Origin of the sequence: Streptacidiphilus rugosus AM-16 (assembly GCF_000744655.1) — a bacterium.
GTDB lineage: Bacteria > Actinomycetota > Actinomycetes > Streptomycetales > Streptomycetaceae > Streptacidiphilus > Streptacidiphilus rugosus.
This window is the reverse complement of sequence record NZ_JQMJ01000004.1, coordinates 1,487,715-1,507,559: the sequence shown is the minus strand read 5'-3', so window position 1 is coordinate 1,507,559 and position 19,845 is coordinate 1,487,715. Positions and strand designations below refer to the sequence as shown.

The following is a 19,845-nucleotide window of genomic DNA, read 5'->3' as shown; positions in this document are numbered from 1 at the left end:
CGCCGGTGCGGACTCAGCCCGCCGCGGGGGACAGGTCGGGGATCACGGCGGGGTCGATCGCGCCGGTGCGCTCGCGTTGCGGGAACGCCCCCACGGGTACTCGCGCGAGCTCCTTCGCCGTGGCGAAGTCGACCACGGAGACCTCGCCCGCCTTGCTCAGGGAGACGAAGCACAGGGTGCCGTCGGCGCTGCTGGTGGCCCAGTAGGGCAGGCTGCCGGTCGGGTAGTCGACGGTGCCCACCGTCGATCCGTCGCCGGCGGCGACGATCGCCGTGTAGTCGTCGATGGTGCCCGCGTCGCACACGCGTGAGGCGTCACCGGAGAGGGCGAGCCCGTGGTGCGCCGAGTTCTGCGGGTAGGAGTCGGGGCTCAGCGCCGAGCCCGCGGCGCTGTAGGGCATCTGGACCGTCCGCACCTGGCGGCCGGTCGCCAGGTCGAACTGGGCGAAGCCGTTGAGGTAGGACAGGTCGGTGAACATCGTGCGGCCGTCCGGCTCGATGATGTTGGGGCGGATGCCGTGCGGGAACAGCCAGGTCTGCACCACCTGGAGGGTGCGCGCGTCGACCTTGGTGAGCTGGAACGTGCCCTTGGCCCACTCCAGGGACTTCGGCAGCGAGGTCACGCCGATGCTGGAGTTGTAGATGTAGCGGCCGTCCGCGCTGTAGTCGTTCTGGTGCGGGTAGGTGCCGGTCGGGAACGAGCCGACGACGGAGCCGTTCGCCGTGTCCAGCACCTCCGCCTTCTGCGCGGTGGTGGCGGAGACGACGTAGCGGGTGCCGTCCGGGGAGAGCGCGGCGTGGTCGGCCTTGAAGCCGTCGAGCCTGGTGCGCCACAGTTGCGCGCCGGTCGCGAGGTCGTACCCGGCCACGTCGTCGAGGTTGCCCCGGGAGACGTACAACCGGCGTCCGTCGGGGGACAGTTGCGCGTCGTCCACCCAACGGTTGCCGCCCTCGACCGAGGTGACGGTCTGGAATCCGGCCCACTGGATCGGGTCCATCGCGGCGATGCGCTGCTGCGCGTCGGCCGTGACGTTCAGTGAGCCCAGAACGGCGAAGGTGTGGGCGTCGACGAAGCTGACGGTGCCCGCCTGGCTGTTGCCCACGACGATCACGTCCCGCAGCCCGTCCGCCACCGCCGTGGCGGCGGGTGCGGCCCCGGCCGGCGGCCCGGTCAGTGCCGCGCCGAGCAGGATCGCGCCGGCCGTGACCACGACCGCGCTGCGTAAGGTGCGAGCGCCCCGCATGTGCCCTCCTGGGTTGAGGTGTCCGGATCAAGCTACTCGACAGTAAGTACTCGGGGGCGAACAGCCAAGGCCCGTGCCGCGGGGAATTCGGGCCACCCGGACGGCGCGCGGTCGCGGGCGCCGTCGATCGCGGTCACGCTTGCAGGAGAGCACGCTGTCAGGAAGGTGGCAGTCATGACCACGATGCCCGAGGCGCGGCAGGAGCAGTCGCGCGGCAGCAACGGAACCATCCCCGGACCCTCCCTCTTCGCCGGGATCGTCCTGCTGGTGAGCGGGCCGCTGAGCATTCTGGTGGGCGTGACCGGGATCGCGCGCGACCACCTGTTCTCCGTGGCCGGGTACGCCTACAGCTTCAGCCTGACCTCCTGGGGCTGGATCCACCTGGTGGTCGGCGTCATCCTGGTCGTCGCCGGCGTGGGAGTGCTGGGGGGCCGGAGCTGGGGCCGCCTGATGGGTGTGACGATGGCCGCCATCAGTCTGGGCACCCAGTTCATGTACCTGCCCCACTACCCGGCGTGGGCGATCAGCGTGATGGTGCTGGACGTGCTGATCCTGTGGGCGTTGACCAGGTTCAACGCCTGAGGTCGGATCCGGTCGCTCCCGCGGCTCGCCTCGGCGCCTACCGGTCCCGCAGGGTCAGCGAGGGGGCCACGCCGTAGGCCTGCCGGTACGCGGCGGCGAAGCGGCCCTGGTGGAGGAAGCCCCAGCGCAGGGCGACGGCGGTCACCGTCGTCCGCTGGGGGTTCGACGAGGCGAGTTCCTCGTGGGCGCGGGCCAGCCGGACCCGGCGCAGGTAGGCCAGCGGCGTGGTGTCGGCGTGGCGGCGGAAGGCGTACTGGAGGGCCCGGGGCGTCACGCAGGCCGCCGCCGCGATGTCGGCGAGGGAGATGTCGCGGTGCGCGTTGTCGTCGATGAAGGCCTCGGCGCGGCGCAGCGTGCCGTACCCGGCGTCCAGGGAGTCGGTCCTGGTCGGCGGGGTCTGCGAGGTGTTCGGCAGGGTCGTGAGCACGACCGCGGCCAGGTGCTGGAGCGCGGTGGACACCACCAGCTCCGACGCGGACGCGTCGAAGTCGGTCAGCACCTGGTCCCTGAGGTAGCCGACGGCGGAGGTGAGCCGCCGGCCGGCGGCGGGCGTCACCGCGCGGGCGTCGGTGAGGTCGACCCGGGCCCCGTGGGATCCGCCGCGGGCGACCCGGTCCAACAGGGCCGGGTCGAGCATGGTCACGGTGTAGCGCGCGGAGCGGACCACGCCCCGGTAGGGCCGGTCGGGCGGGGCCACCAGGAAGGTCTCGCCCGGTCCGAACACCTCCTCCCGGCCCTCGGAGCGGTCGACCAGGGAGCCGGACTCGACGGTGACCAGGGCCACCTTCCCCAGACAGCCCGCGTCGTAGCCCATGTCGTAGCCGAGGGAGAGCTGGTCCACACTCACGGTGGGCAGCGCCTGCCGGCTCACCCTGGCCCGGGTGTCGTCCGTCTCCCGGCCGCTGATCCGCATCGTGGTGTACGCCGACGAGAGGAAGGCCTCGGTGGCCTCCAGACTGCTGCTCTCGAACAACGACTGCTCCATCACCACATCTCATCAGATCCCGCGCCCTCCCGTCGGGGAAAGGCCGTGCTGATCACGGCAGCGGGCGGCCCTGGGCCTCGTCGATCCCGCCGTGCTGCGCCAGCGCGGTGCGCAGCAGGCGCTGCAGGGGCTCCAGGATCTGCTCGGCCGCGGCGAGCCGCGCGGCGTCGTCGGCGACGGTCGGCACGGTGCCGCAGGGGAGGGCGGGGTGCGGCTGGACCAGCGGGTCCAGAGCGGCGCAGACGGCGGCGACCAGCTGACGCAGCCCGCCCTCGGTCCGCAGCGCGGCGGTGGCGATCTCCCCGAGCGCTTCGCGCATCAGGGCCTCCGGCTGCCCCGCTCCGCTGCCGCGCTGCTCGGGCGTGAGCCGGGCCAGGGCGTCGAGCGGGCGCAGGATCTGCTGGGCGGCCTCGACACCGCTGGGGTACATGTGCCAGCAGCCCGCCGCCAGTTCCAGTTCGGCCCGGCGGAGCGCGGCGCGGGCGGTGGCGATGGCCGAGGTCTCCCCGAAGGGTGCCGGGGAAAGCTGGGAAGGCATGGAGGGGACCGCCTGTCACGTTCGGCTCCCGGGTCGGGAGTCGTCGTCCAAGGCTGCGCCACGAGAGGATCTTGGACAGCCCCGTGAGCGAAGCGTCGGCCTGTCCGCGAAACGAAACGCGCCCGGCGCGGATGTTGCGGCCCCGCAGCTCGAGCGTCCCGAAGCCGGCCGAAGGCCGGATGGGCCGGGCGGGACCCGTTGGAGATCACCGGCCCGGGCGCCTCGGTGTTTTCGCAGACCAGGGCCGTGATCCCACTTGTCATCGGACTCCCGGGCGTGCGAGCATCCACGCTCGTTCGGGTGACGTGTGCGGGCGAATCAGGTCGGGTGTCGGTGGTGGCGAGTCTCGGACGGGCGATCGGCTGTGCGGCGGCGTGGTCGCTCTTCGGCCTGGGCGGGGCGACTCTGCTCGCCGGCTGCGGAGCCGACGACCAGGGAGCCGTCACGGGCGTATCGGTGACGGTGAGCAACGACACGGCCGTCCTCATCCACGTGTTCGGCTGCGCGGCGTGCACCAGCCAGGGGCTGGGCGTCGTCGCGAACCCCGACAACACGCCGAGCAGCCCGGGCGCGGGCGCCTCCGTCGGCTGGACCGAAACGCGCACCTGGCCGGTGACCTACACGGTCACCGTGCGCGGCGTCGGCACCACCTGCCCCACGGTGACCAGCCCGACGCCCGACCTCCGGCTCGTCTCGGTCACCTACGCCGTCTCGGACGACGGCACCTGCATGGTGCTGGACAAGGGAGTCACCCCCTGACCCCGGATGGCCACAGCCCTGTCCCCCCGGCACCGGCCGCCAAGGCGGCCGGTGCCGGGGGGACTGGTGGCGCGTCAGGGGTGGGTCAGGCGAGGACGGGCTTCCACCACTGCTGGGACTGGAAGTTCTTCTGCCACAGCTGCGCCGGTGCTCCGTTGCCGGGGATGGTGGCGTTGCGGTCCAGCACGGTGTTGAGGTTGTTGTTGAACCGCAGGTTGTACATGGCGAGGTCGCCGGAGCGGAAGAACCAGTCCTGCTGCGTGGAGCCGTTGCACTGCCACAGCTGGACCTTGGTGCCGTTGTTGCCGGCGCCGTTGGTGTCCGCGTCCAGGCACATTCCCGGGAACCTGACGCTCTCGAGGCTGCCGTCGCTGTAGGAGTACCACTCCTGCTGCGTGGAGCCGTTGCAGGCCCAGGCCTGGACCCTGGTGCCGTTGCCGCCGTTGGTGGCGTCCGCGTCGAGGCACTGCCCGTGCGTCACCGTGTAGAGGCTGTCGATCACGACGACGCCCTGGAGCACCGCCGACGGCGTCACGGCGCTCGTCGCGCCGCGGAGGAGCTCGGTGTGGGCGCCGTCGGCCAGCTGACCCGCCGTGAGCCCGCCCGCGGGCATGGACGCCTGCGCCGAGGCGATGTGCGGCGTGGCGTGGGTGGTGGCGGCGGTCGCGGTGTTCGCGGCGCCGAGGGCCGTGCCGCCGGCGAGCGCGAGCGCTGCGACCGCCGTGGCGACGGTGCGGCGCGTCGTGGTTGCCTTCGTTCCGTACAAGGCTCTCTCCCTGTTCCGTGTGGCCGAAGCATGAGCGTCGGCGCTGGACGTGCCGCTCGACCGGTCCGGTACGAAGCGACACGTCCAGGCTGTGCCGGGGAGAGGACGGAGTCCCGGTTCCCGTACGAACCCGTACGGCTACCCGGTCGGGGAGGTGAGCCGGTGGTGGACGTCCGCGGCGTGGGGGTGGCCGATGGAGTCGAGGATCACGTATGCCTCACGCCAGTACCGGTGGGCCAGCGGCCCTTGCCCCCGCGCGGCGTGGACCTGGCCCAGGGCGTCCAGGGCGTGGCCCTCGTCGGTCGAGTTGCCGGTGTCACGGGTCACCTCGACGGCGCGTCGTGCCTGGTCGGCCGCCTCGTCGAGGCTGCCGAGCTGGAACAGGGCGACCGAGAGATTGGTGAGCGTCTTGCCGACGGCGAAGCGGTCGGGGGTCCGCAGGTTGATCGCGAGCGCCCGCCGATGGTGCCCGACAGCGGCGGGGTGGTCGCCCAGCTGCTGAAGCGCCAGGCCGAGGTTGGTGTGCGCCGCGGCCTCACCCGCCGGGTGGCCGAGGCCCTGGAAGATGCGCACGGCTCGTTCCAGCACGTCGGCGGCTTCCGCCGCCCTGCCCATCTCCGTGTACACGTACCCGAGGTTGATCAGACAGGAGCCCTGCCCCTGAAGGTCGCCCAGCCCGCTGCGGATCGTCAGCGCGCGGTCCAGGCAGTCCGCCGCCTCGCCGAGCCGCAGCGCCTCCCGGTAGGCGCTGGAGAGGCTGACGAGCACCCAGGCTTCGGCCGCGCGGTCCTGCAGCGCTTCCGCGCCGGCCAGTGCGCTCTCGTAGCACCGGATACCGTCCTGCTGCCACAGCCGCTTGTGGAACAGGTCCCACATGGTGATCGGCAGTTTCCAGGCGATCTCGTAACAACCGGTCCGTGCCGCCTGCGCGACCGCGAAGCCCAGGTTCGTGCGCTCCGCCTCGAACCAGGCCAGTGCCGCGTCGAAGTCGTCGAAGTCCAGTGGGCGCCACCCAGGACCCGGCTCCTCCACGATGACATGACGGCGCGACGGGTTCATGCGCCGGGACGCCGCCGCGCTGGTGTGCAGGTGCCAGCGCAGCTGCCGGTGCATGGCCGCGTCCCGTGCGGCCGGAGTCTCGTCTCTCTGGGCGCACTCGGCCGCGAAGAGCCGGAGAAGGTCGTGGAACACGTACCGTCCCGGCGTCGAGGACTGCAGGAGATGGATGTCGACCAGCGCGTCCAGGAGCCGCCGCGTGACGTCCGCGGGCAGGGCGAGCAGCGCGGCCGCAGCCGGGACCGTGAACGACGGGCAGTCGCTGACCGTCAGCAGCCGGAACGCCCGGGCCTGGTCCTCGGGCAGTCCCCGGTAGCTGACCGAGAAGGTCGTCCGGATCGCCCGGTCCTCGACCGTGAGCTCGTCCAGCCGTGACCGCTCGTCGGCCAGGCGTCGGGCCAGCTCGCCTACGCTGGGGTGGAGCCCGGTCGCCAGTCGGCTCGCGGCGATCCTGACGGCCAGCGGCAGGCCCGCGCAGATCTCCAGCAGGGACTGCACGGCGTCCGGTTCCGCGGAGACGACAGGGTGGCCGACGATGTTCGTGAACAGCTCCGACGACTCGTCAGGGCCGAGGGCGCCGAGAGTGATCCGGAGCGCGCCGTCCAGGCCGGGGAGGGCGCTTCGGCTGGTCACCAGGACCCGGCTCGGTCCCGCGCCGGGAAGCAGCGGGCGCACCTGCGCCGCGTCCCTGACGTTGTCCAGGAGGATCAGCACCCGCCGCTGGGCGAGCAGGCTGCGGTACAGGGCCGCGCGCTCGTCGGGATCGACGGGGATGCGAGCCGGTGCGACGCCGAGCGACCGGAGGAAGCGGGCGAGGACGTCGTGGGGAGCCGTCGGCACGGCTTCGGTGCCGTGGAAGTCGGCCTGGAGCTGTCCGTCGGGAAACCCCCGGAGCACCCGATGGGCGACATGAACGGCAAGCGTGGTCTTGCCCATCCCGCCCGCGCCGCTGATCGCCGAGAGGACCACCGGGGCGGCCGGCCCGGACGGGGGCGTCCCGAGGGCGGCGACCAGTTCTTCCGCCTCGCTCACGCGTCCGGTGAAGTCGGTGAGATCCGCCGACAGTTCGGCCGGCGCCCCGTCCACGGCGCGCCTCCTCCGCTCGGCTCCCGCCGGGGCCTGCGTCCTGGCGTCGCGGTGCACCCGGAGGCAGCTCTCCCGCCAGCGGTCGACCGCGGCTTCGTCCTCGCCGAGGGCCCCGACGATCGCGACCACCAGATCCAGGTCGAGACGCCGCCGCTCGGGCCTGAACGCGTCCACGAGCGTGTTGGGCGACATCACCCGCGGCGGCCGCATCCGTGGCCCGACCCTTTTGGCCAGCGCCCGGTAGGACGGCATCCCCGCCGACACACGCAGTTCCCCCAACGCGCCGATGAACTCGGCCAGATCCGCGGCTCGGTCCGGATCCGGAACCGTTCCGTGCTGCTCACCCACGACGCCCCCCATGAAGTCGTGTTCCTGCTGGACTGTGGTGCAGGCGGTGTACGGACTCGTACGGGAAACGAGACTCGTCCGGCCGCCCCGGGCAGTCTGGTCGTGCTGTTCCGTGCAGGGCCAGCCCCGGCGGCGAAGCGTCCGGGGAGTGTCCGGCCAACGTCCTCCCGATCTGACAGTACACGGACGGCATGCGATCGCGGCGAACATGGGGATGCGCCGCGCGCGGACCGGCGGCACGCCGCGGCCCCGGAGCGTGGTGGCTCCGGGGCCGCGGCGCCGCGTCAGGCGGTGATCAGGCCGGGGTCGGAGAGGCCGGGTGCGCCGGTCTCGACGTGACCGGCCAGGCGGCGGACGAAGTCCGCCTGCCCGGACTGGGTGACGGTGACGTCGTACCAGTTGCGGCAGCCGCCGAGGTCCAGCGACCGGGTCACCGTCGCGCCCTTGGCCACGGTGACGGTCACCGGGGAACCGGCGTAGGCGTTGGTCACGGTGAGGACCGCGCTCGCCGTGCCCGCGTTGGTGAACGTCAGGTCGAGGTTGCCGGTGGCGGCGTTGTGGCGCGCGGTGACCTCGGGTCCGGCCGTCCTGCCGGGGTTGCGGAAGCGGCGCAGGAACCCGTTGGGGCCGTGGACGGTCAGGTCGGTGACGCCCTTGGAGTACTTGGTGTTCCAGGTGTCGCCGATGCTCTTGCCCGCCTCTGCGGTGTAGCTCCACGGGCCGTCGGTCCGGTTCGCCGCGGTGACCAGGAACTGTGCGCCCGCGTTCGCGCCGCCGCTGAAGGTGAGCGCGAAGGTGGCCGCCGAGGTGTTCGCCGCGCCGTCGACGAAGGGCGCGTAGCGCAGCGGCCGGGTGGGCTTGGCGCCCGTCTCCTGGACCGGCATCGTGCCGGTGGCCGGCGGCGTGGGCACGTAGTCGGCGTGACGGTTGTGGTCCGGCGGCAGGTAGCCGGTGGTGGAGGGCAGCGTCGCCGGGGCGGGGTTGGCGGCGGTGAAGTCGAAGGCGGAGGTGAGGTCGCCGCAGACGGCGCGCCGCCAGGGGGAGATGTGCGGCTCGGCCACGCCGAAGCGCTGCTCGATGAAGCGGATGATCGAGGTGTGGTCGAAGGTCTCCGAGCAGGTGTAGCCGCCGGTGCTCCAGGGGGAGACGACCAGCATCGGGACGCGGGGTCCGAGCCCGTAGGGGCCCGCGGCGTAGCTGCTGTTGCCGGCGAACCAGTCGGCGGTGGTGGAGACGGTGGACAGGCCCTGCGCGGCGCCGGAGGGCGGGAACGGCGGGACGACGTGGTCGAAGAAGCCGTCGTTCTCGTCGTAGGTGATGAACAGTGCCGTGTTGGCCCAGACCGCGGGGTTCGAGGTGAGCGCGTCCAGCACCTGCGAGATGTACCAGGCGCCGTAGTTGGCGGGCCAGTTGGGGTGCTCGGTGTAGGCCTCGGGGGCGACGATCCAGGAGACCTGCGGCAGCGTGCCCGCCGCGACGTCGGCCCCCAGCCGGTCGAACAGACCGTCGCCCGCGGCGGCGTTCGTGCCGGTGCGGGCCTTCTCGTAGAGCGCGCTGCCCGGCTGGGCGTTGCGGTAGTTGTCGAAGTAGAGCAGCGAGTTGTCGCCGTAGTTGCCGCGGTAGGCGTCGCTGATCCAGCCCCAGGAGCCGGCGGCGTCCAGGCCGTCGCCGATGTCCTGGTAGATCTTCCAGCTGACGCCCGCGGACTCCAGCCGCTCGGGGTAGGTGGTCCAGCTGTACCCGGCCTCCTGGTTGCCGAGGACCGGGCCGCCGCCGGTCCCGTCGTTGCCGGTGTAGCCGGTCCACATGTAGTAGCGGTTGGGGTCGGTCGAGGTCATCAGCGAGCAGTGGTAGGCGTCGCACAGGGTGAAGGCGTCGGCGAGCGCGTAGTGGAAGGGGATGTCCTGGCGGGTCAGGTAGGCCATGCTGGTGGCCGTCTTGGCGGGGATCCACTTGTCGTACTTGCCGTTGTCGAAGGCCTGGTGGGTGCCGGCCCAGTCGTGGTTGAGGTCCTGGACGAACTGCAGGCCGAGGTTGTCGACCTGCGGCCGGAACGGCAGGGTCTCCTTGTTGCTGCTGTTGGTCTGGTGCCACACCGACTTGCCGCTGGGCAGCGTGACCGGCCGGGGGTCGCCGAAGCCGCGGACGCCCTTCATCGAGCCGAAGTAGTGGTCGAAGGAGCGGTTCTCCTGCATCAGCACGACGATGTGCTGCACGTCCTGGATGCTGCCGGTGGTGCCCTGCGGGGCGATGGCGGCGGCCCGCGCGATGCTCTGCGAGAGCGCGGAGAAGGCCACGGTGGCGCCGGACAGCTGGAGGAAACGGCGGCGGCTGAGCTCGGTCATGGGCGGGCCTCACACGTCGGGGGCGGGGGCTTTCGGGTTGCGGACCAGGACAACTTGTCTGGACAACTTCGCGATGTCGCGCCGGTGGTCGGCGGACCTCGGGACGGCGAACGTGTCGTGACGGAGCGATGCGCGCAGGGGTCGTTTGGTGAGCGGCCGGTGGCATCTTGTAGGGTTCCTCCCGAATCATCCAGAGGGGTGGAGGGACCGGCCCTACGAAGCCCCGGCAACTCCCCGGTCGATCCCGCGCGCGAACCGCGCGCGGGGACGTCAGGGATCAGTGCCAACTCCGGCCTGTCGCCAACGTGGCGCGGGAAAGATGAGGAGACACGGTGCTTCCAGTGCTGTCCTTCGCCCGGGCGCTTCCCCGCCCGGTGCACCCGCGTACCCGTTCTCGGGCCGGCGCAGGCAACAGATCTGCCGCTCACCGGATTTGAGACTGGAGTACCCCACCCATGGAGAACACGAGCGGCGTCGGCGTGCTCGACAAGCTCAGCCTGATCCTCGGCGCCCTGGAGTCGGGCCCGAACAGCCTGGCCGGACTGGTCGCGGCGACCGGCCTGGCGCGGCCCACCGCCCACCGTCTGGCCGTCGCGCTCGAACGCCACCGCCTGGTCGCCAGGGACCTCGAGGGCCGGTTCGTGCTCGGCCCGCGGCTCGGCGAGCTGTCGGCAGCCGCCGGTGAGGACGGCCTGCTGGCCGCCGCCGGTGGGGTGCTGACCCGGCTGCGCGACGTCACCGGCGAGAGCGCCCAGCTCTACCGGCGGCAGGGCGAGGCCCGCATCTGCGTCGCCGCAGCGGAACGGCTGTCCGGTCTCCGCGACACCGTCCCGGTCGGGGTCACCCTGCCCATGCAGGTCGGCTCCGCGGCCCAGATCCTGCTCGCCTGGGAGGAACCCGAGCGTCTCCACCGCGGTCTGCGCGGCGCACGGTTCACCGCCACCGCGCTGAGCGGGGTGCGGCGGCGCGGCTGGGCCCAGTCGGTCGGCGAACGCGAGCCCCAGGTCGCCTCCGTCTCCGCACCGGTCCGCGGCCCGGCCAACCGGGTCGTGGCCGCCGTCACCGTCTCCGGGCCGATCGAGCGGCTCACCCGGCACCCCGGCGCGCACTTCGCGCAGCCCGTGGTCGAGGCGGCCGCCCGGCTCAGCAAGGCCCTGGCCTGCCTGCCGCCTGGTGGGGCAACCGGCTGATTCGGTGACGTGCCGCGCGCGTGCCCCCGGCCGGACGGGCGGGGCCCGGGTGACAGTACCCTCATGCGTCGACGTCGTCGGACCCTGCTGGTCGCCACCCTGCTCGCCTGCCTGGGGGCGGGAGCGGGCGCCGCGGGCGGTGGCACCCCGCCGGTGCCGTCCCCGCCGGTGCGGAGGTCTCCCAGGACGGCGCCGTCCGCAGCGGTGCGACGCCGCTGCGGGACACGCGGGTCACGCTCCTCGAGGCGGGCACGCGCTCCGGGGAGCGCCCGAAGGAGCTGGCGCACGCCTGCAGCGGACCGCAAGGCCGCTTCCACCTGGTCTACCGTCAGCCCCGCGACCCGGCCGCGGTGCTGTACCTGACCGCCGACGGGCGGCCGGGGCTGCGCCTCGCCGCCGCGCTCGGCGGTCCGGCCGGCACCGACGTCGTGGTGAACGAGCGCACCACCGTCGCGGCCGCGTACGCCTTCGCGCAGTTCACCCGCGGCGGCGAGGTCGCCGGAAGCAGCCCAGGACTGCCGAACGCCGCCGCGATCTCCCACAACCTGGCCGACGTCCGCACCGGCGGGATCGCGCCGCTGCTGGCCGCCCCGCCCAACGGGCGGCAGACCTCGACCCTGGCCGCCTTCGACACCCTCGCCGACCTGCTCGCGTCCTGCGCCCGCGGCCGCGGTTGCGACGCACTGCTGCGGCTCGCCCGGCCGCCCGGACAGCCGAAGCCGGGCGACAGCTTCCAGGCCGCCGCCGACATCGCCCGCGCACCGTGGAACCGGGTCGCCGCGCTCTTCGCCCTGGCCCGCACCGCGCCCGTCTACCGGCCCGCACTCGACGCGGCCCCCGACGCCTGGACGCTGGCCCTGCGCTACGCCGGGAACGGCCACGAGATCAACGGGCCGGGCAACATCGCCTTCGACGCCGCGGGGAACGCCTGGGTCAGCAACAACTACCCCTTCGTGCTCGACCCCCTCACCCCTGTCTGCGGCGGCCGTACCGTGCTCGCGCTCACCCCGACCGGGGGCGACCTGCCGGGCGCGCCCTACCGCGGCGGCGGCCTCTACGGGGCCGGATTCGGCATCGCGGTGGACCGGAGCGGACACGCCTGGGTCTCCAACTTCGGCTTCCAGGGCCGTGGCTGCACCGTCGACCCGAGCCCGCACTACCACTCCGTGTCCGAGTTCGCCCCGGACGGAAGGGCACTGTCCCCGGCGACCGGATGGCGGTTCGGCGGGATCAGCCAGCCGCAGGGCACCGTCGCCGACCGCTCGGGGAACATCTGGATCGCGAACTGCGGCAACCGCAGCGTCACCCGCGTTCCCGACGGGCACGCCGCCTCGGCCCGCAACCTCGCCCTCGGCGGCACCGGGCTGGTCAAGCCCTTCGACATCGCCGTCGACCCGAAGGGACGGGCCTGGGTCACCGGCAACGGCAGCGACAACGTGGTCGAACTGGCCCCCGACGGCCGACCGCTGCGCACCGTCACCCCGCCCGGCCTGCACCGGCCCCTGGGCATCGCCGCCGATCAGGAGGGCGACCTCTGGGTCGCGGACGACCAGGTCCTGCCGGTGCCCTGCGAGGGCGGCACCACGGCGGACTTCGCGGCGGCGCTGAACGCCGCCCCGCCGGCCGGAGCGCGTCCCGGGATGGTGATGATCCGCCCCGACGGCACGGCCCTGCCCGCCCCCTTCACCAACGGAGGGCTGGTGCTCCCGTGGGGCGTCGCGATCGACGGGGACGACCACGTCTGGGTCGCGAACTTCGGCGGCCACCGACTCGCCGAGCTCTGCGGCGTCCGGGTCGGCGCCTGCCCGCCCGGCTACCGGACCGGGCAGCCGATCTCCCCGGCCGCCACCGGCTACACCAGCGACGGCCTGGTCAGGAACACCGGCCTGCAGATCGACCCGTCCGGCAACGTGTGGCTGGCCAACAACTGGCGCACCGTCCCGGTGCAGACCAATCCCGGCGGCCACGAGCTGGTGGTCCTGGTCGGGGCCGCGGCGCCGGTGCGGACCCCGCTCGCCGGCCCGCCGCAGCGCCCCTGACAGTGGGGTCTGCGACGATCGTCCCCAGGGAGCGAGGTCCGAGGTCGGGAGGTCGGGGTGACGGGCGTCTCCGGATTCGCCGCGCGGACCGGCCACGAGCGGCCCGAGGAGCTGACCGCCGACCGGCCGGCCCAGGTCGCGCAGGCCTGGGAGTCGCTGCGGCAGATCCGCCGGATCACGCAGGCGGAGGAGCCCGAGCTGCCCGCGCCCTGGGAGCGGAACCGCCCCGTCCAGGCGGTGGGTCTCGCCCTGGAGGCGATGGGCGTCGACTTCGCCGGGGTCGACGGCCAGGGCACGGTGGTGGCGAGCGGGGTCCGGCTCAGCGAGGAGCGTCAGGGGGTCGTCCGGGCGGAGTGGGTGAGCCGGCGCGGCGAGCGCCCGGCCGACGCCGGCGAGGCCCGGCTCGGGGAGGCCGCCGAGGCCGCCGGACGCGCCGGGTGGGACGCCCTGCTCTACCGGGCGGGCCGATCCCGTTACCTGCTGATCGAACCGGGACGCGCGACCTGAGCCGCCGCCGGGGCGGCGTCAGGGATGCATCCTGGCGCCCTTGAGCACCCGGTCGACCACGTTCCTCGGGCCGTGCACGGCCAGTCCGACGATGTCCAGTCGGTCGCGCGGCACCGCGCGCACCGCGGCGCGGTTGTCGTCGTCGTTGCCGGTCGCGAACAGGTCCGCGGTGAAGACCGCCCGGGGCAGGTCGCGACCGAGGATGCGCCCGTGGGCGGCGGTCATCGTCTCCTTGGAGCCCTCGAGGACCAGCACCGGCTGACGGAACATCGGCAGGTAGGGCGTTCCGTCGGCGTCCGCGTACGGCCCGCCGATCAGCTCGGGCAGCGCCGCCGCGATCCCGCTGACCAGGAAGGCGGTCACGTTGAGGCGCTGCCAGGGCAGCAGGTCGTCGCGGAGCAGCACAGCGATCTTGGTGTCGAAGTCCATACTCCGAAGTCTGTTCGCGGACCGGGGCAACGGTCTTGTACGTTCTTTGCATGGTCGCCGCCGAGGAGGTCACCGCCTGGCATCCCGAGGTGCCGGGCATCGCCGAGGTCTTCCACGCGCACTTCGTCCAGCACCGCTACCCGATGCACGCCCACGCCACCTGGACGCTGCTGATCGTCGACGACGGCGCGGTCCGCTACGACCTGGACCGCCACGAACGCGGTGCGCCGAGCGACCGCGTCAGCCTGCTGCCGCCCCAGGTGCCGCACAACGGCCGGGCCGCGACCGCGCTCGGCTTCCGCAAGCGGGTGCTGTACCTGGAGCCGGAGGCGCTGGGCGCGGATCTGATCGGCGCCGCCGTGGACACCCCCACGCTGGACGACCCGCTGCTGCGCCGCCGGGTGCACCGGCTGCACCACGCGCTGCGGTTCCCCGGGGAGGAGTTGGAGGCCGAGAGCCGGCTGGCGCTGATCTGCGGCCGGCTGCGTGGGCATCTGCTGCGCCGCACGGGCCCCGAGCCGACGCCGCCGCGTGACCGCGGCGTCGCCCACCGGCTGCGGGAGCTGATCGACGCCCGCGTCGTCGAGGGCGTGTCCCTGGAGCAGGCGGCGGCGGAGCTGTACGCCGGCCCCGCGCACCTGGTCCGGGCCTTCACCCGGGAGTTCGGCATGGCCCCGCACCAGTACCTGACCTCACGCCGGGTGGACCTGGCCCGCGCGCTGCTGCTGGACGGCCTCCCCGCGGGCTCCGTCTCCACCGAGGCCGGCTTCTACGATCAGTCGCACCTGACCCGCCACTTCCGCCGGATCGTCGGCGTCAGCCCCGGCCGCTTCGCGCGGCGTTCCCCCCTCCCGGCAAGGAGCCACGATGTCCGATGAGCGCCCGCCGTTCCCGCCCTTCACCAGGGAGACCGCGATCGAGAAGGTGCGCCGGGCCGAGGACGGCTGGAACAGCCGCGACCCGGAGAAGGTCGCCCTCGCCTACACGGCGGACTCGCGCTGGCGCAATCGCGCCGAGTTCGTCACCGGCCGCCAGGAGATCGTCGGGTTCCTGACCCGCAAGTGGGCGCGGGAGCTGGACTACCGGCTGATCAAGGAACTGTGGGCGTTCGAGGACAACCGCATCGCCGTCAGGTTCGCCTACGAGTGGCACGACGACTCCGGCACCTGGTTCCGCTCCTACGGCAACGAGAACTGGGAGTTCGACGAGCGCGGACTGATGCGCACCCGCCACGCGTCCATCAACGACCTGCCGATCGACGCCTCCGAGCGCCTCTACCACTGGCCGCCGGGCCGCCGGCCCGACGACCACCCGTCGCTGTCCGACCTGGGCCTGTAGGCCATGGGGGAGCAGACGACGGCCGGCGAGTTCGACGGGCACGAGCGGCGGATGTGGGCCGGGGCGGCCGACGCGTACGCGGGGAGCTTCGCGGCCCTGTGCGGGGCGACGGCCGGGGCGCTGCTGGACGCGGCCGAGGTACGGGCCGGGACGCGGGTGCTGGACGTCGGCACCGGACCGGGCACGGTCGCCGCGGCCGCGCTGGCCCTCGGGGCCGAGGTCGTCGCGGTGGACGCCGAACCGGGCATGGTGGCCCTGGCCGCCGCCAACGCCCCCGGCGCGCAGGTCCGGCACGCGGTGCTCCCCGCGCTGCCGTTCCCCGACGACGCGTTCGACGCCGCGGTGGCCAACTTCGTGGTCAACCACGTGGAGGACCCGCGGGCGGCGCTGAGGGAGCTGCGCCGGGTGGTCCGCCCAGGGGGCCGGGTCGCGGTGACGATCTGGCACGGCACGGAGAACTCGGCGATGTCGCTGTTCGGCCTGGCCCTGGACGAAGCCGGCGTGCGGCGCCCCGCCCGCCCGACGCTCCCGGTGGACTTCGCGCGCACCGCCGAGGGCCTGCGCGGTCTGCTGGAGCAGGCCGGATGGGCCGAGGCGGTCGGCCGCGAGCTCGCCTGGACCCACCGCGAGCACCCCGAGGTCTGGTGGTCGGGACCGGCCGGCGGGGTGGCCGGCATCGGCATGACGGTCACCGGGCAGCCCCCCGCGACGGTCGCCCGGATCAAGTCCGCCTACGACCGCCTGGCCGCCGAGCGCGTGGCCGGGGACGGCCTGATCGACATTCCCGCCCTGGCGCTGCTCGCGTCCGGCCGGCGTCAGGAGACGAGGTGACGAACGCCGCCGTGCCCGAGGAACTGCTCGCCGTGGCCGCAGCCGTGCTGCCCGGGGAGGACCTGCGCCGTGCCGCGCTGGAGGGCGGCGGCTCCCACCACGTGGTGCTGTTGCCCGGTGTCGCGGTCGTGCGCGTCGCCAGGAACCCGACCGCGGTCGCCGCGCTGCCCCGCCGGACCGAGCTGCTGCGCCGCCTGGCCGAGGCGGATCTCCCGTTCGCCGTGCCGGTCCCGCTGACCGAGGTGGTGCAGGCCGAGGGACGCACCGCCGTCGCGCTCTCCTGGCTGGAGGGCCGGCCCGCCGGACGGCGCGAGGGCGGCGAGCCGAAGGAACTGGCCAAGCTGCTGGACGCGCTGCGGGAGGTGGACTGCCGGGACCTTCAGGGCCTGCTCGGCGCGCCGCACGAGTACGCGGGCGGCGAGCGCTGGGCCGAGTTGATGGAGCAGCAGGTCGTGCCCCGGCTGCCCGCAGCCTGGCAGGCGGAGGCCCGCCGCCGCGTCCAGGACGCGCTGGACCTCCCCGCCGTCCCGCCCTCCCTCGTCCACGGCGACCTGGCCGGCGCCAACGTGCACTGGGGCGAGGACGGCCGTCTGCTCGGCGTGCTGGACTGGGACCTGGCCCAGCCCTTCGACCCCGCCGTCGACGCCGCCTGTCTGAGCTGGCACGGCTGGCACCAGGTCGCCGCGGCCGTGGACAGGACCACGCTGCACCGCGCCTGGACCTGGTACCGGACCTTCGGCCTGGAGCAGGTCCCGTTCGCGCTGCTCAACGACGAGCCGGAGGAGGTCGTCGAACGGCGCAGCGCCGCGGCGGCGGCCTGGCTGGAACGCACCGCGGCCATGGAATCGCCGCTGGCCTGACGGGCGCTCAGTCGCTGTGCAGGGCGGTGCGGACCTCGTCCGCGAGGTCGGGGGCGGGCCCCGGGTCGGTGTCGACGACGAGCCGGTGGATCGTGCCGGTGAACGGGTGCGGGGGCCGGTAGCCCGCCTCGACCGGCAGGCCGCGGTCGTGGCCGACGCAGAGCCCGGTGCCGCCGTGCTGGAAGGCGATCGGGAAGTCGCCACCCAGTGACGTGGTCGCGACCACCGCGCCGTCGTGCAGCAGCGCAAAGGTCCGCGCCCCGGCGTCGAAGCGCACCCCGACCGTGGCAGGCCCCGGCGGCAGCGGTTCCGGCGCCTGGACCCGGTCCAGGTCCCCGGCGCGGGAACAGGCGAAGACCAGGCGTCCGTCGGCCACGCGCAGGACGAAGCCGCCGATCAGGTCGCCCAGCGCGCACACCACGCCGTCCGCGCCGCCGGGCGGGACCTCCACGTCGGCGGTGAGGGTGAAGCCGCCGAACAGCAGTGGCAGCGACTCGTCGTGGACCGGGCCCCCGCCGCGGCGGTAGACGGCACGCCGGGGGATCCCGTACGCGGGCATGAGGAGCGCGGCGACGCGGTTCTGCAGCGTGTCGTCCAGCGGCAGTACCTGGTTGCGGCGTGCCTCGTCGAACCAGAGGCCTTCCAACTCGGCGATGACGTCGGGGTGTTCGGCCGAGACGTCGCGGGCCTCGGCGAAGTCCTCGTCCAGCAGGAACAGCGACCAGTGGTCGGTGGCGAAGTCCCTGCTGCCCAGCAGCAGGCGCTCCTCGTCCTGGACGCCCCGGGAGACGTGGTCGGTGGTGGCCTTCCAGCCGTCGTGGATGATCGAGCGGGAGCCGAGCATCTCGAAGTACTGGGTTCGGCGCGGGTCCGGCGCGTCGGGGTCGTCGAACACGGGGAGCAGACTGCGGCCGTCCATCGGCTGCTGGACCACGCCGTCCACGACCTCGGGCACCGGGACGCCGCAGGCCTCGAGCACGGTCGGCATCAGGTCGACCACATGGGTCAGCTGCTGCCGGATCCCGCCGCGCGCGGTGATGCGGCGGGGCCAGTGGACGATCAGCGGCGCGCGGGTGCCGCCGAGCCAGGTGTAGCGCTTCCACAGCCGTAGCGGGGTGTTGCCGGCCCAGGCCCAGCCCCAGGCGTAGTGGGGATAGGTGTCGGGTCCGCCCCACCCGTCGAGCTCGGCGAGATTGCGCTCGGTGGTGTCCTCCATGCGGGAGGAGAACCGGTGCTCGTTGGGCGTGCCGAGCTGCCCTCCCTCGGCGCTGGCGCCGTTGTCGGAGAGGAACAGCACCAGCGTGTCGTCCAGGCGGCCGATCTCGCGCAGGAAGTCCAGCAGCCGCCCGATCTGGGCGTCGGTGTGGGTGAGGAAGCCCGCGTACACCTCCTGCATCCGGGCGAAGACGCGGCGCTCGTCGGCGGAGAGGGCGCGCCAGTCGGGGATCCACGGCGGCCGCGGCGGCAGCTCGGTGCCCTCCGGCACCACGCCGGAAGCGATCTGACGGGCGAACACCTCCTCGCGCCAGCGCTCCCAGCCCTGGTCGAAACGGCCGCGGTAGGGAGCGACCCACTCCGGGGCGACGTGGTGCGGCGAGTGCATCGCGCCGAAGGGCAGGTAGAGGAAGAACGGCTTGCCGGGGGCGGCCTGGGTCTGGTCCAGGATCATCCGCCGCGCGGTGTCCACCAGGTCCTCGCTGAGGTGGTAGCCCTCGTCCGGGCCGCGCGGCGGCTCGGTGTGGTGGTTGTCGCGGACCAGCGAGGGCGCCCAGTGGTTGGCGTCGCCCTGGAGGAAGCCGTAGAAGCGCTCGAAGCCGTAGCCGAGCGGCCAGCGGTCGAAGGGGCCGGCGGCCGACCGCTCCCAGCGCGGCGTCAGATGCCATTTGCCGACGGCCATCGTGGAGTACCCGGCGTCGCGCAGGATCCGGGGCAGCGGCGCCGCCGAGCGGGGGACCCGGGCGTTGTAGCCGGGGAACGCGAGCGGCAGGTCGACCAGGAAGCCCATGCCGACGGCGTGGTGGTTGCGGCCGGTCAGCAGGCTCGCGCGGCTGGGCGAGCACATCGCGGTCACGTGGAAGCGGTTGAAGCGCAGGCCGTCGGCGGCGAGCCGGTCGATGTGTGGGGTGGCGATGTCCGAGCCGAAGGCGCCGGACTGGGCGAAGCCGAGATCGTCGAGCAGGATCACGACCACGTTGGGGGCGTCGGCGGCGGGGCGCGGATCGTCCGGGTGGCTGCGGACGGCCTCGGTCAGCTCACGAGGGGTGGCAGGGCGCGACATGGGGGCGAGTAAAGCACGTGCTTTACGATGGGTCCATGTCCACTCGCCTCCAACTTCTGCGCAGTGCCGAGCGGTTGTTCGCCGTGCACGGCATCGCCGAGGTCTCGCTGCGGCAGATCGGCGCGGACGCGGGGCAGCGCAACACCGCCGCCGCGCACTACCACTTCGGCGACAAGCAGACCCTGCTGCGGGAGGTCCTGCGCGCTCGCCTCGACACCGTCGACGCGCGACGCCGTGAACTGCTGGCGGCGGTGCCCGCGGAGCCGGGCGACGACGTGCGGCCGCTGGTGGAGGCCCTGGTGCTGCCCCTCGCCGCGCAGGCCGTCGAGCCCGGCAGCCACTACGTCCGGTTCCTGGACCGCCTCTTCGCCCATCTGGACCACGAGGTGACCGCCCTGGCCCGGATCGGCGGCTTCGAACAGGCCTTCGCCACCGCCAGGATCGTCGTGGAACGCCTGCCGCGGCTGACCGGGCCTCTGGCCGCCGCCCGCGCCCGATGGGCCGGGCGACTGATCATCTCCGCCCTCGCCGACCTGGAGGCCGAGCAGCAGACCGCCCCGGGCGACCCCGAGCCGTACACCACCTGTCTGGTCGACGCCGTCACCGGCCTGCTGACCCGCTAGGGTGCCAGCCCTGACCGTGCGTCGAACCGCCTGGGGGGAACC

At 73.5% G+C, this 19,845-nt stretch carries 18 protein-coding genes and 1 riboswitch; of the genes, 10 read left to right on the top strand and 8 right to left on the bottom strand.

The genetic code is table 11. The features are described 5' to 3' along the window. Positions 1 to 13: 13 nt before the first annotated feature. Positions 14 to 1,243: a YncE family protein gene (locus BS83_RS15980; protein WP_037604480.1), complete on the bottom strand. Its 1,230-nt coding sequence runs from the start codon at positions 1,241 to 1,243 to the stop codon at positions 14 to 16. Positions 1,244 to 1,417: 174 nt separating this feature from the next. Here BS83_RS15980 and BS83_RS15975 point away from each other — a divergent pair, with 174 nt between their 5' ends. Continuing rightward, positions 1,418 to 1,825, top strand: coding sequence for a DUF7144 family membrane protein (locus BS83_RS15975; protein ID WP_232248357.1), 408 nt, complete (start codon positions 1,418 to 1,420; stop codon positions 1,823 to 1,825). 37 nt (positions 1,826 to 1,862) lie between these two features. Here the strand turns inward: BS83_RS15975 and BS83_RS15970 are convergent, their stop codons facing one another. Further along, the gene (locus tag BS83_RS15970) at positions 1,863 to 2,810 is read right to left on the bottom strand and encodes a helix-turn-helix transcriptional regulator (RefSeq protein WP_037604479.1); all 948 of its coding nucleotides are present in this window, start codon (positions 2,808 to 2,810) and stop codon (positions 1,863 to 1,865) included. Positions 2,811 to 2,862: 52 nt separating this feature from the next. After that, a complete protein-coding gene (locus tag BS83_RS45450; RefSeq protein ID WP_037604478.1) occupies positions 2,863 to 3,348 on the bottom strand; it encodes a hypothetical protein in 486 nt (161 codons plus the stop codon). A 336-nt stretch (positions 3,349 to 3,684) separates the two neighbouring features. Between BS83_RS45450 and BS83_RS15960 the strand changes: the two genes are divergently transcribed. Next, positions 3,685 to 4,107 (top strand): hypothetical protein, encoded by a 423-nt coding sequence (locus BS83_RS15960; RefSeq protein WP_157597196.1) that lies wholly within the window; start codon positions 3,685 to 3,687, stop codon positions 4,105 to 4,107. An 85-nt stretch (positions 4,108 to 4,192) separates the two neighbouring features. Here the strand turns inward: BS83_RS15960 and BS83_RS15955 are convergent, their stop codons facing one another. The 3 genes from BS83_RS15955 to BS83_RS15945 form a co-directional block, all read right to left on the bottom strand. Continuing rightward, complete coding sequence (locus BS83_RS15955; protein WP_037604476.1) at positions 4,193 to 4,873, bottom strand: RICIN domain-containing protein; 681 nt, start codon at positions 4,871 to 4,873, stop codon at positions 4,193 to 4,195. Positions 4,874 to 5,011: 138 nt separating this feature from the next. Continuing rightward, positions 5,012 to 7,363 (bottom strand): ATP-binding protein, encoded by a 2,352-nt coding sequence (locus BS83_RS15950; RefSeq protein WP_198035245.1) that lies wholly within the window; start codon positions 7,361 to 7,363, stop codon positions 5,012 to 5,014. Between the two features lie 284 nt (positions 7,364 to 7,647). Further along, entirely contained in the window at positions 7,648 to 9,708 is a 2,061-nt protein-coding gene (locus BS83_RS15945) for a phosphocholine-specific phospholipase C (protein WP_037604475.1), read from the bottom strand. A gap of 183 nt (positions 9,709 to 9,891) precedes the next feature. Then, positions 9,892 to 10,034, top strand: a riboswitch (SAM riboswitch). Between the two features lie 129 nt (positions 10,035 to 10,163). Between BS83_RS15945 and BS83_RS15940 the strand changes: the two genes are divergently transcribed. The 3 genes from BS83_RS15940 (at position 10,164) to BS83_RS15930 (ending at position 13,444) form a co-directional block, all read left to right on the top strand. Beyond that, the gene (locus tag BS83_RS15940; RefSeq protein WP_037604474.1) at positions 10,164 to 10,898 is read left to right on the top strand and encodes an IclR family transcriptional regulator; all 735 of its coding nucleotides are present in this window, start codon (positions 10,164 to 10,166) and stop codon (positions 10,896 to 10,898) included. 350 nt (positions 10,899 to 11,248) lie between these two features. Continuing rightward, positions 11,249 to 12,937: an NHL repeat-containing protein gene (locus tag BS83_RS15935; protein WP_232248356.1), complete on the top strand. Its 1,689-nt coding sequence runs from the start codon at positions 11,249 to 11,251 to the stop codon at positions 12,935 to 12,937. A gap of 57 nt (positions 12,938 to 12,994) precedes the next feature. Continuing rightward, entirely contained in the window at positions 12,995 to 13,444 is a 450-nt protein-coding gene (locus BS83_RS15930) for a hypothetical protein (protein ID WP_037604473.1), read from the top strand. A gap of 18 nt (positions 13,445 to 13,462) precedes the next feature. Here BS83_RS15930 and BS83_RS15925 read toward each other — a convergent pair whose 3' ends face one another. Next, entirely contained in the window at positions 13,463 to 13,873 is a 411-nt protein-coding gene (locus BS83_RS15925; RefSeq protein ID WP_037604472.1) for a DUF2000 domain-containing protein, read from the bottom strand. 50 nt (positions 13,874 to 13,923) lie between these two features. On the opposite strand from BS83_RS15925, the gene BS83_RS15920 reads away from it, so the two are divergent. The 4 genes from BS83_RS15920 to BS83_RS15905 are packed head-to-tail and all read left to right on the top strand — an operon-like array spanning position 13,924 to position 16,902. After that, a complete protein-coding gene (locus BS83_RS15920; RefSeq protein ID WP_037604471.1) occupies positions 13,924 to 14,751 on the top strand; it encodes a helix-turn-helix transcriptional regulator in 828 nt (275 codons plus the stop codon). Continuing rightward, positions 14,741 to 15,211, top strand: coding sequence for a nuclear transport factor 2 family protein (locus BS83_RS15915; RefSeq protein ID WP_037604470.1), 471 nt, complete (start codon positions 14,741 to 14,743; stop codon positions 15,209 to 15,211). Before BS83_RS15920 ends, BS83_RS15915 begins: the two co-directional genes overlap by 11 nt. A gap of 3 nt (positions 15,212 to 15,214) precedes the next feature. Further along, the gene (locus BS83_RS15910; protein ID WP_037604469.1) at positions 15,215 to 16,042 is read left to right on the top strand and encodes a class I SAM-dependent methyltransferase; all 828 of its coding nucleotides are present in this window, start codon (positions 15,215 to 15,217) and stop codon (positions 16,040 to 16,042) included. Continuing rightward, positions 16,039 to 16,902, top strand: coding sequence for a phosphotransferase (locus tag BS83_RS15905; protein ID WP_063774171.1), 864 nt, complete (start codon positions 16,039 to 16,041; stop codon positions 16,900 to 16,902). Before BS83_RS15910 ends, BS83_RS15905 begins: the two co-directional genes overlap by 4 nt. 7 nt (positions 16,903 to 16,909) lie before the next feature. Here BS83_RS15905 and BS83_RS15900 read toward each other — a convergent pair whose 3' ends face one another. Next, positions 16,910 to 19,180: an arylsulfatase gene (locus BS83_RS15900; protein ID WP_037604468.1), complete on the bottom strand. Its 2,271-nt coding sequence runs from the start codon at positions 19,178 to 19,180 to the stop codon at positions 16,910 to 16,912. A gap of 35 nt (positions 19,181 to 19,215) precedes the next feature. Between BS83_RS15900 and BS83_RS41850 the strand changes: the two genes are divergently transcribed. Continuing rightward, positions 19,216 to 19,803, top strand: coding sequence for a TetR/AcrR family transcriptional regulator (locus BS83_RS41850; protein WP_084713554.1), 588 nt, complete (start codon positions 19,216 to 19,218; stop codon positions 19,801 to 19,803). Positions 19,804 to 19,845: the final 42 nt, after the last annotated feature.